Origin of the sequence: Erwinia typographi, from assembly GCF_000773975.1 — a bacterium.
In the GTDB taxonomy this organism is placed as follows: Bacteria; Pseudomonadota; Gammaproteobacteria; order Enterobacterales; family Enterobacteriaceae; genus Erwinia; species Erwinia typographi.
Window position 1 is genome coordinate 98,880 of the sequence record NZ_JRUQ01000019.1, and the last position, 12,787, is coordinate 111,666.

At 53.7% G+C, this 12,787-nt stretch carries 12 protein-coding genes; 7 read left to right on the forward strand and 5 right to left on the reverse strand.

All coding sequences use genetic code 11. The annotated features are described in order from the left end of the window. The gene (locus NG99_RS05295; protein WP_034889126.1) at positions 1–756 is read right to left on the reverse strand and encodes an SDR family oxidoreductase; all 756 of its coding nucleotides are present in this window, start codon (positions 754–756) and stop codon (positions 1–3) included. 386 nt (positions 757–1,142) lie between these two features. Between NG99_RS05295 and NG99_RS05300 the strand changes: the two genes are divergently transcribed. Then, on the forward strand, positions 1,143–2,471 hold the full coding sequence (locus NG99_RS05300; RefSeq protein ID WP_034889128.1) for an MFS transporter: 1,329 nt from the start codon (positions 1,143–1,145) through the stop codon (positions 2,469–2,471). Between the two features lie 168 nt (positions 2,472–2,639). On the opposite strand, the gene NG99_RS05305 is transcribed toward NG99_RS05300, so the two are convergent. Continuing rightward, a complete protein-coding gene (locus NG99_RS05305; RefSeq protein ID WP_034889130.1) occupies positions 2,640–4,706 on the reverse strand; it encodes an AsmA family protein in 2,067 nt (688 codons plus the stop codon). Between the two features lie 209 nt (positions 4,707–4,915). On the opposite strand from NG99_RS05305, the gene kdgK reads away from it, so the two are divergent. Then, on the forward strand, positions 4,916–5,848 hold the full coding sequence (kdgK, locus tag NG99_RS05310) for a 2-dehydro-3-deoxygluconokinase (RefSeq protein WP_034889131.1): 933 nt from the start codon (positions 4,916–4,918) through the stop codon (positions 5,846–5,848). Between the two features lie 17 nt (positions 5,849–5,865). On the opposite strand, the gene NG99_RS05315 is transcribed toward kdgK, so the two are convergent. Then, on the reverse strand, positions 5,866–6,777 hold the full coding sequence (locus tag NG99_RS05315) for a LysR substrate-binding domain-containing protein (RefSeq protein ID WP_034889133.1): 912 nt from the start codon (positions 6,775–6,777) through the stop codon (positions 5,866–5,868). A 104-nt stretch (positions 6,778–6,881) separates the two neighbouring features. On the opposite strand from NG99_RS05315, the gene NG99_RS05320 reads away from it, so the two are divergent. Continuing rightward, positions 6,882–7,613: a sulfite exporter TauE/SafE family protein gene (locus tag NG99_RS05320; protein ID WP_034889135.1), complete on the forward strand. Its 732-nt coding sequence runs from the start codon at positions 6,882–6,884 to the stop codon at positions 7,611–7,613. Between the two features lie 119 nt (positions 7,614–7,732). On the opposite strand, the gene NG99_RS29110 is transcribed toward NG99_RS05320, so the two are convergent. Beyond that, on the reverse strand, positions 7,733–8,020 hold the full coding sequence (locus tag NG99_RS29110; RefSeq protein WP_157032560.1) for a hypothetical protein: 288 nt from the start codon (positions 8,018–8,020) through the stop codon (positions 7,733–7,735). A 590-nt stretch (positions 8,021–8,610) separates the two neighbouring features. Here NG99_RS29110 and NG99_RS05325 point away from each other — a divergent pair. Genes NG99_RS05325 through NG99_RS05340 form a run of 4 tightly spaced genes read left to right on the forward strand, consistent with a single transcriptional unit; the run spans position 8,611 to position 11,089 of the window. Beyond that, complete coding sequence (locus NG99_RS05325) at positions 8,611–8,892, forward strand: PTS sugar transporter subunit IIB (RefSeq protein ID WP_034889137.1); 282 nt, start codon at positions 8,611–8,613, stop codon at positions 8,890–8,892. Positions 8,893–8,895: 3 nt separating this feature from the next. After that, positions 8,896–10,269 carry a PTS galactitol transporter subunit IIC gene (locus NG99_RS05330; RefSeq protein WP_034889139.1) on the forward strand — a complete coding sequence of 458 codons (1,374 nt, stop codon included), beginning with the start codon at positions 8,896–8,898 and terminating at the stop codon, positions 10,267–10,269. Beyond that, a complete protein-coding gene (locus tag NG99_RS05335; RefSeq protein ID WP_034889141.1) occupies positions 10,262–10,714 on the forward strand; it encodes a PTS sugar transporter subunit IIA in 453 nt (150 codons plus the stop codon). The genes NG99_RS05330 and NG99_RS05335 overlap by 8 nt, the downstream gene beginning before the upstream one ends. Before the next feature lie 51 nt (positions 10,715–10,765). Then, the gene (locus NG99_RS05340; protein WP_034889143.1) at positions 10,766–11,089 is read left to right on the forward strand and encodes a hypothetical protein; all 324 of its coding nucleotides are present in this window, start codon (positions 10,766–10,768) and stop codon (positions 11,087–11,089) included. Positions 11,090–11,102: 13 nt separating this feature from the next. Here the strand turns inward: NG99_RS05340 and NG99_RS05345 are convergent, their stop codons facing one another. Continuing rightward, positions 11,103–12,596: a M16 family metallopeptidase gene (locus NG99_RS05345; protein ID WP_034889145.1), complete on the reverse strand. Its 1,494-nt coding sequence runs from the start codon at positions 12,594–12,596 to the stop codon at positions 11,103–11,105. Positions 12,597–12,787 lie beyond the last annotated feature (191 nt).

The window sequence follows — 12,787 nt, forward strand, 5'->3', positions numbered from 1 at the left end:
TTACTGTGAGTTGATGCGATCGTTAAAGGCTTTGTAGAAAGCAGCATAGTCGCCCCGCTCAGCGAAACGCTGAGGCTTCACTTTTTCCACCAGAATTTCATCACTATCGGGCTGAGATGTCAGGATGCTCATGGTTTCCTGAATAAAGTCCGCCAGCGGTAAGGCGGCAGGGTTGGCGGCATGTTTTTCCCCCATCAACTCTGTTTGCACCAGAGGAGGAACAAGTTCAGTCACCTGCACCGAAGTCTCCCGCAGCTGATAACGCAGACTTTGCGTCCAGGAGTGAATCGCCGCCTTCGTCGCACAATAAGTGGGCGTCAGAGACAGCGGCAAAAACGCTAAGCCAGAGGACACCGTCAGGATCGCAGCATGGGGCTGCGCCAGCAGGTGCTCGATCAGTGCCGCGGTTAACCGAATGGGCCCCAGCAGATTAGTGGTGATTTCCGCTTCTGCCACGGATATGTCGCCACTTTTGAGGTTTTCCGCGCGCATAATCCCGGCGTTGTGCAGTACAACATTCAACTTGGGATGAGCGGTTTTTAATGTTGAGGCGACGCGGAGAATGGACTCATGGCTGTCAATATCCAGCACCGCCGCATACATCCCCGGATTTGCCGCAACGGTTTCATCCAGAACCTCTTTACGTCGTCCGGCAATAATGATGCTGTTTCCAGCAGCATGAAGAGCCTCGGCCAGCGCGCGCCCAATACCTGAGCCGCCCCCAGTAATCAGAATCGTATTGCCGGTTAATTGCATACTCTTTTCCTCTCTATTTTCGTCAATATGAAACGCCCAGAGATAATCGTGAGGAAAGTATAGGGAGGTTCCTGCTGCCAAACTCGCCAGAAAATACGCAATACTATGCCGGGAATACCAGAACAACATTGAATCTGCGGGCGTCAGAGATGACGACCCCGTAATAACCAGCATTTATCGCTATGTCCTCACTTTTTATTAGCCATTTTTTAGTGATTATTACCATAAAAGCGACGTTTAGCGTTGCCATCCCCCGGCAAATATCACCTGCTGCGCAGGATCCTCTTTTCCGCGCCGGAAGCCCGCCGCAGCGCGGTTTTCACCATTGAATGCCGCCGTAGCAGTGCGTAAGATTCTTTTTCACGTTTTACAAATAAGAAACAATTATGCAAGCCTCCATTGCTCCAACTCTCGACGCCGAAAACGACGCCACTCCGGTAAATTCACGCGGTAAAGTGGTGGTCGCTTCTCTGGTCGGTACCGCTATCGAATTTTTCGATTTCTATATTTACGCAACGGCGGCGGTGATCGTTTTCCCGCACATCTTTTTCCCGCAGGGAGATGCCACCGTTGCCACGCTACAATCGCTCGCTACCTTTGCCATCGCCTTCGTCGCGCGTCCGATTGGCTCCGCAGTCTTTGGTCACTTTGGCGATCGTGTGGGGCGTAAGGCCACGCTGGTCGCCTCGCTGCTGACCATGGGGATCTCAACGGTGGTGATCGGCCTGCTGCCAGGCTATGAAACTATTGGCGTCTTTGCCCCGCTGCTGCTGGCGCTGGCGCGCTTCGGTCAGGGCCTGGGCCTTGGCGGGGAATGGGGCGGTGCGGCCCTGCTGGCGACAGAAAATGCCCCGGCGAAAAAGCGCGCGCTTTACGGCTCGTTCCCGCAGCTGGGCGCGCCGATTGGCTTCTTCTTCGCTAACGGCACCTTCCTGCTGCTCTCCTGGCTGCTGACCGACCAGCAGTTTATGGCATGGGGCTGGCGCGTGCCGTTTATCCTTTCCGCCGTGCTGGTGCTGGTCGGGCTTTACGTGCGTATTTCGCTGAACGAGTCGCCGGTATTCGCCAAGGTGAAGAAAGAGAAAAAGCAGGTCAAAGTCCCGATTGGCACGCTGCTTTCTAAGCATATGAAGGCGACGATCCTCGGCACCTTTATCATGCTGGCGACCTATACGCTGTTCTACATCATGACCGTTTACTCCATGACCTATGGCACCACGCCAGCGCCGGGTGGGCTGGGCTTCCCACGCAATACGATGCTGTGGATGCTGATGCTGGCGGTGATTGGCTTTGGCGTGATGGTGCCGATTGCCGGCATGCTGGCCGACCGCTTTGGCCGCCGCAAAACCATGATTGTGATTACGCTGATGATCATCGCCTTCTCGCTGCTTTTCCCCGCCATGCTGGGCTCAGGGAATCAGCTGCTGGTGATGCTCTTCCTGCTGCTCGGCCTGAGCATCATGGGGCTGACCTTCGGGCCAATGGGTGCGCTGCTGCCGGAACTGTTCCCGACGGAGGTGCGTTATACCGGCGCGTCGTTCTCCTACAATCTGTCGTCGATTCTGGGCGCATCTGTCGCACCCTATATCGCCACCTGGTTAGCGCATACTTACGGCCTGTTCTACGTCGGCATTTATCTGGCGGCGATGGCCTGCCTGACGCTGTTTGCGCTGCTTGCCAGTAAAGAAACTCGCCATGAGTCCCTTTACGACTAGCGCTGGTGAAGTATAAAGCCGGGGGGTTAATTTGGCCTCGTAGCCATTATTTTGCTTGCAGTGTTAACCAAAGATTGACCTATAACCACACCCGCCTCCCGGCGGGTTTTTAAGTGTTGCTATTCACCCTAATGGGATTGGGAACGGCTCATGCCGTCCCCTGCCCCGTTACTTTTTGCTTTTCATCTGGCTGAGCACGTTAGTACATTGATTCTGCTCATTATCGCTTGGCGAAATCAGGGCCAGCAGCGCAGCAGCTGGCGCCACCACCGCACCCAGCGCTACGGCCGCCGCACCCCGGGCAATCAGCGGCGCGGCCTTCACGCCAGGGTCCGGGTTCTTGAACGTGCCTTTGACGTACAGCGGCGAACGCAGGGTAATAATGCGGATGCCCTTGCTTTCAGGATCTATCGACAAATCCATCCGCTCATTAGCGAAGTTAGTGGTGCCTGAGATGTTAATCACCGCGTTTTCAGTATCGAAAACGAACAGCCGGGTCCTGGCTAAACCATTGGTCACATTGAGATCGGCTGCCGCGCAGTTGATGCGTACCTGGTCGTCGCCAAACAGCTTGCCGACCACATAGTTACCGACGTTCAGCCCGACAATCTCCATCAGGCTGCGGCTGATGACCCCATCATTCATCAGCATCTTCAGGTCGCCGTTGCTGGTTGCCAGAATATCAGCCACCGAATTCCCGGTTCCGCTCAGCGAAGCATCGCCGTTCATTTCACCCATGCTGCTTTGCATCGCCTGAACATCCGGGAGAAGCTGCTTGAGCTTCAGCTTGCGGGCATGGAGATCGGCCCGCGCGCGCATCGGCGTGCGGTCGCCTTCCATATGAATGGTCGAATTCAGGCTGCCGCCAGCCACGCCAAAACGCAGCGGGTCGAGCAGCAAATCGCCGTTTTTCAGTACCAGATGCGTGTAGAGGTCGCTGAGCGGCAGCGAGTTACTGTGCTCAATGCGTTTGCCGCTGAACTTCACATCGGCATCCATCACGTCCCAGCTTTTGGTATCAAACTTGTCGTGCGGTAAGACCCGATCGGAAGGCTGGCTGGAAGCATCACCCCGCTTCGCTTTAGCCCGTTCGGTTTTCTCACTGCCCTTACCCGAATTCACCCCGATCAGCGGCCCTAAATCGGCCATTCTCAGCTGCTTAGACTCCAGCGAACCTTCAAGTTTCGGCCGGGGTTTGCCCTGGGTATAGGTCATGGAGCCGTGGATATCGCTGTCGCCAATATGGCCATTGAAATCTTCGTAGCGAAACACCGGGCCGCCCTTCTGCTGGAAGCGGGCGATCAGATGACCATCCGTCTCGTAAGGAGGCGTATCGGGCAGCAGAATGCCGGTCAGACCATAAAGATTAGCCAGCGTGTCTCCCGAGAAGCGCAGCCGGATATCCAGGCCGCCGAGATTAAGCGGGTCTTGTAGCGTTCCGCCCACCTGTACGCGCGTGGTGCCGTTGCGTACGTCAGCCTCAAGCGGGAACGGATTGGTTTTACTGCGCAGCGAAAGCATACCGCCAATTTTACCGTCTCCGGTCAGCTTCTCGTTGTTATAGGTGCCGGAAGCTTTCCAGCCGAAAACAAAATCAGAAGCGCCCTGCCGGCTTTTATCCTCCTTGCTGCCCGCTACCTGAACGTAAGGGACCGGTTTACCGAGCGGATCGACCGTCACCTGGACATCCGCTTTATTAATGGCATCGCGGTAAGCAATTTTCCCCTGATCGAACAGGATGTTATCCAGACGGAACGTCCAGGCGGAAGGCGGCTGGCTGGCATCAGCGTTTTCGCTGCTGGCAAGGTTGAAGGTCCAGTTGTTCTTTTTATCCGCGGTCTGAATAAGCCTGGCGTCCGGCTGCTTCAGCTTAATCCACGGGATATAGATTTCCTTACCGATCAGCGCCAGCGGCGCAAGCGTGGCGTCAACACGCTGTAGCTGCACCATAGTGACGTCGGGAATTTCCGGGGGATTGCCCAGCAGAATATCTTCAGCATGGACGTGCGGCCAGGGCACCCAACTGCGCCAGCCTGGCTCATCCCGATTGCGTTCCCAGGCAACGCCCAGGTCGCCACGAATGGCAAAGGGGCGGTTCAGCTCAGTCGAGACTTTCTGGTTAATTGTCGGTTTGAGGCGGTTCCAGTCAAAGGTCGCAATGACAATCACCACCACGACAATCAGCAACAAAAAAATCCCGACAATCCAGCTAATTATTTTTCCCGTACGCGACATACCCGGTCTCCATTCTCTCTTCGGCCTTATGTAAAGATAGTCGAGAGAATGAAAAAAGGGATCGAATTGGCCGCTGGCGGCGTGACTGTAACGGGTTAAAACACCCTGGCTGGATAAGCTGATAATAAAAATAAAACAGCGTTTTAAAATATTGACTCAGCGCTCCCGCGCGGCGAAACTGGGTAAACCAGAGTGATGAGCGGACTACCATGACGCAGAAAAAAATTGCCGTGATCGGCGAGTGCATGATTGAGCTGTCGCAGAAAGCGGGCGACCTTACCCGAGGTTTTGGCGGCGATACCCTGAACACCGCAGTGTATATTGCCCGCCAGGTGGACGCACAGCGGCTGAGCGTGGACTATGTTACCGCGCTGGGGACCGACAGCTTCAGCAGTGAGATGATCGCCGCCTGGCAGCAGGAGCAGGTTGGGACGGCACTGATTCAACGGATGAGCGACAAGCTGCCGGGTCTCTATGCCATTGAAACGGATGCGCAGGGTGAGCGGACGTTTTACTACTGGCGCAACGACGCCGCCGCCCGCTACTGGCTGGAGAGCGAGCGCTCAGACGAGATCTGCCGTCAGCTGGCGCACTTCGACTATCTCTACCTGAGCGGAATCAGCCTGGCGATCCTCAGCCCGCAGAGCAGGGAAAAGCTGATGGCGCTGCTGACAACCTGTCGGCAGAACGGGGGAAAAATTATCTTTGATAACAACTATCGCCCGCGCCTGTGGCCTTCTGCCGAGGTGGCCCAGTCGGCGTATCAGCTGATGCTGGCCTGCACCGATATTGCATTCCTGACGCTGGACGATGAAACGTTACTGTGGGGAGAGGCGTCGGTCGAAGAGGTGATTGCCCGTACGCACGCCGCAGGCGTCAGCGAGATAGTGATCAAGCGCGGCGCAGAGTCCTGCCTGGTGTCACTGCCGGAGCAACCTCTGCTGGACGTTCCGGCGGTGAAGCTCCCGGCCAGCAGCGTGGTCGATACCACCGCTGCCGGGGATTCGTTCAGCGCGGGTTACCTCGCGGTGCGCCTTAGCGGCGGCAGCGCGGAACAGGCAGCGAAGCGCGGCCACCTGACCGCCAGCACCGTTATCCAGCATCGTGGCGCGATTATTCCTCTGTCAGCAATGCCTGAGTAAAGAGCGCTTTACGCCTCTCAGAACTCAAACCCCACAGGCTGCTTTGCTTCCTGCTGCAACCAGGCCACCGTTTTCAGTAGCGAAGCAGATTTATCGATGTCAGGCGGCAACCACAATGCATAGTGGCTGCCGGGCACGCTAATTTCAAAAGGGGCTACCAGCCGCTGCTGCTGTAACTCATGCGCCAGTGTGGGTAGCCCGCCAATCCCTACGCCAATTCCCTCCACGATAGCCTGTAAGCACACATGGTAATGATCAAAGCGCTGATAGCGCTTGCCACGCAGGTCGGCTACTCCGGCAGCTTCCAGCCAGGATTCCCACTCACCAGCCCGGCTTTGTGACGAGACAAAGACATAGCTGGCAAGATCGGACAGGGTGGTAAGCGGCTGGCGTTGCAGCAACGCCGGGGAGGCAAGTAAGGTTAATCGCTCGGTAAACAGGGGGATACGCTCGAAAGATTGCCATTCGGGGCGCTGCGGCGTCTCCCGCCGTATCAGAATATCAAAGCCAAACTGCCCTTTAAGATCGTGGCTGTGTGAAGTCGTCACGGCTATTTCGATATCAGGATGCCGCTCAGTAAACGCCGCCAGCCGTGGCAGCAGCCAGCGGGTCGCCAGAGTCGTCTGCACATTGATCCGCACTACCCGCGAGCCTGGAGAGCGGCCGAAACGGATAGTTGCATCACCGATAAGGTCAAAGGATGCGCTGATTTCCGTGGCAAAGGCGCGGGCATGATCGGTTGCCTTGCAGCGTTTTCCTTCGCGCATAAACAGCGCTTGCCCGAGCCACTCCTCCAATACCTTAATCTGTCGGCTAACCGCGCCATGGGTAATGCCGAGCTCTTTAGCGGCTTCACTGAAACTCCCGCAGCGGGCAGCGGTTTCAAAGATACGCAGTGCATTAAGAGGGGGAAGGTGCCGCTTGTTCATATGTGACTTTTAGTCTCAGGTATGGCGATATTTAATCGATAGTAAGATCGTTAGTCACTATTTACGCTATTCATCCGCCACAAAGCAATGGGAGTTAATGCGTCTTGTTTAGCTGGATAATAGTTTTCCCGATCGCCATCGTGGCCGGTCTGTTGAGTGGGGTGGTTGGCACAGGTTCTTCACTTTTGCTGCTGCCAGTGCTGGTTTATGCGTTCGGTCCGAAAACCGCGGTTCCCATGATGGCAATCGCCGCGATTATCGGTAACCTTTCCCGCGTTATTGTCTGGCGGCATCATATTTGCTGGCGTCCGGCACTGGTCTATGCCATGACCGGCGCTCCCGCTGCAATGGTGGGCGCACATACGCTGTTGGTTCTACCTGGCTCTGTCGTTGATACCGCCCTCGGACTTTTCTTCTGGGGCCTGCTGCCCTTACGCACTCTGCTACAGAACAGGCAGTGGCGGCTTTCCCTGGTCCAGGTGAGCTTGTGTGGCGGACTTATCGGTTTTCTGACGGGGCTCGTGGTATCAACTGGACCATTAAGCGTACCGGTGTTTATAGCTTACGGACTTCAGGGCGGCGCTTTTCTTGGAAGTGAGGCGACAAGTGCGTTATTACTCTACAGCAGCAAAATAGCAACCTTCGCCAGCATGGGCGCATTACCAACAATAACCCTGTTACAGGGGGGACTGGTTGGCGCCGGTATTATGATTGGCACCGTTATTGGAAAACCTTTGGTGCTGAATTTGTCGCCAAAAGCGTCGGCCAGACTCATTGACCTGATACTGGCCTTTTCAGGCAGTGCTCTGTTGATCAATGCCTGGCATGGCTATTAAAGAAGAAGTGCAGAGATGCGGAAGGGATGGAAGATTAGCGAGTCGACATCTTATTCTTAAGATGTGTTTTATTAGTTTAGTTGCCTGACATTGCTGTTAGGCAACCGAACGCATTCCGATTAACAAATATCTTTTAAAAATTTTGTCTCTGAATTATACTCATCGGCCAGGCATGAATTATCATTAGCTATTTCAGCATCTGTGTTTATGGATTCAAGTATCATAAGCCTGCATTTCTTTCGGATGGTTGCATTCCATGATTCATTCAGACTGACTATATTTTCTTTCTCTTCTGGAATGTTAGCAATTGATTCTCTAACAGCTGAAGCTAGATTTTTTCTTGCTTCAGCTGTTTTTTCTATGGATTTTCTATTTATTTCATCTAACTGGCTCAGTGAATGCAGCACTAACGCTAAAAGAAGAAATAAAAAAGAGAGAAATAATTTTAATTATTTTCATAAAAATCGACCCTTCGTTTGAATCTGTCGTCAGGAACAGTAAACCGGATTGATCTGGATGAAACTCTGCAAGAATAAGTTTGTCTTTGCATATCCGCTCGAAAATTTTTTTCAGTTCTTCGTAGGTCAGAACAAACAGATTTGATTATCACCCCTGAATTATTTCTCCCGCATGAGGAAGCGTTGCCAGGCCAGTGTATTTTTCTTGAGTAATCCCGGCTCGATTTTAAATTATTACCTTCTGCCCTGAAGGTTAATATTCCCTTATCTGGATCTGGCATTTTTCATCCCTTTTCTGCCAATTTTTCCTATCTTACTTTTGGTTTTTCTATGAGTTTACCTGGTTTTTTGCGGTGAGTGAGCCGGATCTCCTTTAGGTTTTTTTCCTGCGCGCGATCCGCACCATCCCCCCTCCAGTAGGTGACGGCGGTGATCGCAAGAGCAGCAATGTGTACTTAATGTGTAAAATTACACACTGATCACATATTCGAAAAAGGCGGCGTGCTTTAATCCCCACAACAAACACAGAGGGAACAACCATGAAACATATGATGATTTGTTGTGGAGCGGGCGTGGCCACCAGTACCGTCGCATTAAACAAGCTACAGGACTTTCTGAAGAAGGAAGGTTTACTCGATCAGGTGCGTATTTCTCAGGGAACGGTGGCTGAAGCCAAAACGCGAGACGATGTTGATTTCATCGTTTCCACCTCTCCCGTCTCACTCTCTATCCCGGTCATCAATGCCTTACCATTACTAACCGGTATGGGAGCCGATAAAGTCTTCAGTAGCGTGAAAGAATTAATTCTGGCCGGGAGTTAAACTATGTTTATCATTGACTACATTGTCAATTTAGGGGCATCGGTAATGATGCCGCTGATCTTTGTGATCCTCGGTTTAATCCTGCGTATTTCTCTGTCGAGAGCAATTAAAGCCGGATTAATGGTCGGGATTGGTTTTATCGGATTAAGCATTACCGTTAACCTGATGATCGATTCCCTGACCCCCGTCAGCCACGCTATCGTTGAGCGTTTTGGCTTCAATTTTTCCGTCCTGGACGTGGGGTGGCCAGCCGCCGCCGCCGTGGCGATGGGCACGCGCGTAGGGGCTTTTGTGATCCCAGTGTGCGTCGCCATCAATATGCTGATGCTGTATACCAAAACCACGCGCGTGCTGAATGTGGACATCTGGAATCTCTGGCATCACGCCTTTACCGGGTCGCTGGTGACCATTATTACTGACAGCCTGTGGCTGGGTATTTTTGCTGCCGCGCTGAACTGCATTATTACGATGGTGATTGCCGACCGCACCAGCAGTGACGTAGAAAAATATCTGAATTTGCCGTCAATTTCTGTCCCACACGGGTTTTCAGCCTCTTTTGTTCCCGCCGCCTGGTTGGTCAATGCAATCGTTGATCGTATCCCTGGGGTGCGCGATATCAAAATTGATACTGAAGTGATCCAAAAACACCTCTCTATCCTTGGCGATCCCGCCTCGTTAGGGGCAATTATTGGCGCGCTGCTGGGTGTTATTGCCGGGATTGAGGTTAAAGCTATTTTGCAAACGGCAATTACGATGGCCGCGGTCATGACCATTATTCCCCGCATGGCGAAAATGCTGATGGAAGGTGTATATCCCATCAGCGAGCGTATCCAGGAGATTGCGCAGTCGCGGGCTGGGGCCTTCGGTAAGATAGCTATCGGCCTCGATTCTGCGGTCAGCGTCGGACATCCGGTGACGCTCTCTGTCTCCATGCTGATGATCCCGATCATGCTGGTTCTGGCGGCTATCGTTCCGGGCAACCAGTTTCTGCCGTTCGCCTCACTCACCGGCCTGCCCTTTGCCTTTGTGCTGGTAACGGCGGTATGCCGTGGCGATATGTTCCGTACTTTGCTTACCGGGTTACTGACCCTTAGCCTGGCCTTATTAATCGGAACCAACCTGGCGCCAATTGTCACCAGCACGGCTGTCAGTACCGGCTTCTCACTGCCGCAGGGCACAACCAGCATCAGCAGCGTGGATTATGCCGGGGCGATGTTGCCGTGGGTGATTATCCAAAGCTTCTACTTTAAAGCGATTGGGGTGGGCATTCTAAGCTTATGCACCCTGGCGTTAGTGATGTGGAACCGCCGTAAGCTGTTACAGGAAAATGCGCAGCTGGCTGAGGCTGGAGAAGAATCGGAGAGTCACCATGTTTAGCGCACAACGCATATTTATCTTTAACGAGGCTATCAGCCGTGAGGATCTGCTGAGAAAATTAGCCGGAAGTTTACAGGCAGAGGGTTTGGTAAAAGCGTCTTTTATCGAGGGCGTATTGTCCCGGGAGCGGGTCTATCCTACCGGGATATTTATGGAGACCCATAGCATCGCTATCCCGCACACGGAATTTGAACACGTAAATCGTACGGGTTTTGCCATCGGCATTAACCGGAGCGGCGTTGAGTTCCATCGTACTGATGAACCTGAACAAGTGGTAGCGCCAGCAATCGTTATCATGATGGCTATCGATCCCACCTGTGAAAAGGTGGCGATTATACAGTCATTATTTGCCCTGCTGGCAGACCAGGAGCGGGTTAGCCAGCTGTGCGAACTGCCGCCAAGTGAGATAGCAAAAGTGTTCACGGATGCCGTTATCACACGATAGAATAACCCAACAGTGTGCGAGGCGATGAAACCGGACGAGCAAGGGAAAAAGATGTTACGAATCAGCGATGTCATTGAGTTAGCAATGGTTAGCCGTAAAACCATCTATAACGCGATTAATAGTGGCCGCCTGAAATATCAGTTAGTGACCATCGATAACCGCCAGGTTCGTATGTTTCTTGAAGAAGATATCTTTAATGTGTTTCCCAAGGCCAGCCGCGCCATCACGCACGAACAGGAAGTTCAGGCCCTGAGGGAAGAGGTTGCTTCCCTCAGGTTTGCGCTTACCGAGTTGCAAAAAGCCGTTAACGCGATGGACCCTGACAGCGAGTATGAAATGAAATCAATTAAACGTCAGACCAAAGACAAGGCCTGATATCCTCGTCCAGTCAGTTTTGTGAAGCAGGAATGTCGGAAACCTCCGGCTTGGTTTCATCAATGGCCGTCGCGGCCGCTTCCGGCTCCGGCGCCATAATTTTATCCCAGCTCTCTTCCAGCGATTTGACGTTAGTTTCCGGCTCACCCTGCGGCTGCATCAACATCATCGTCAGGTCCTGCGACAGCTGCTGGCGCAGCTCCTGATTCATCATTTGCAGCGTCAGGCCGGACAGGAAGCTTTGACGCAGCTTCTGATACTGCTCAGGGGCGATATCCACCACCGCGTTCTGCTGGGAGCGCAGACGCTGACTCATCAACACGTCGGTATCAGTACGAGCGTAGGTGGCAAACAGCTTATTCAGCTCGGCGGTTTTCTGCGCCATCAGCGCATCAAACTCCTCCTGCGGCAGGCCGTTGTCGCGAATATTCGCCATCTCGCGGGCCACCAGATTCAGATTATTTTGCAGCGAGGCGTTATCGGCATCGAGGTTGATCGCGCACTGCGCCCGCTGATACAGCACGCGGCAGTCAAATCCTACCTGCACCTTTTGCGCTTTGTTCTCACTCAGCACGCGCTGAACGTGCCAGAACAGCGCCTCTCTGGCGAGATCGCTCTGCCAGTAGCGCTGTAGGTTCTGTGAATCCCTGATCGGCTGCCAGGGCGTGTCCCACACCAGCGACAGACGATCCTGGGTCAGATTGTTATTCACCAGGTTAATCGGCTGCGGCGGCAGAGGCGAAAGCGTCGGCACCGGCGATGGCGTATCCCGCTTGCCCTTCAGCGAGGAGAACGTTTTGTTGATCTGCTCGGCCAGGCTGCGGCTGTCCACGTTGCCCACCACCATCAGCGTCATCGCGTCCGGCGTATACCACTGCTTGTAGAAGGCGTTCAACTTTTCCAGATCCACCGGCGTAGTTGTCGCGATACCCGGATCGTGGGCCAGCAGCGTTGAATTTTTTAACCGGTAGCGCCACCAGACATCCTGAGGATTGGCAGGCCAGGTGGCGATCGGATCGTCCGCGCCCAGCGCAGCGCTCACCGTCCGTTCATCAATCGTCATATCGCCGACGGTAGCGGCCAGCCAGTTCACCGCTTCTTTCACCACTTCAGGCCGGTTATTCGGCAGGCTGAGGGTATACAGCGTAAAATCATATGAGGTGATAGCCGGCGGCTGCGGGCGATCGGGATCGATACTCTGCTGCCACAGCGAACGCTGTTGGGCAGGATCAAGCCTCGCGTTATGGACCAGCGCCAGACGCGGTAACAGGTGGCTGTAACCAATCTGCTGAGTACTTTCCACCAGCGAACCGGTATTGACCAGTAAACGAACTTCAACGCGGTCGCTGGGACGCTGCGGCGTTGTCAGAACCTGCCAGGTAAAACCGTTGTCCAGTTTTCCCTGCTGCCAGGCGGGATCGGGTTGGAGTGTTTCAGCCTGCACAGTCATGCTGGCTGCGGCCAGCACTATTCCACCAACCAAAAGACGAATTCTGGTGCCCTGCATGTGAACCCCTACTCAATCACAAACCAAAAAAATCACCGGCGATCTACGGCCTGCTGCTATCTACGGTAAGAATAACTCAGGGAAGCCGCTGTTTTTACACGGAACAGCTTCTTAGACCGCGCATTGGCGGGGATGTCCCACCACGAAGTGAAAAATGATAAAAATCTCTGGGGGTTATTATGCAAATGCCC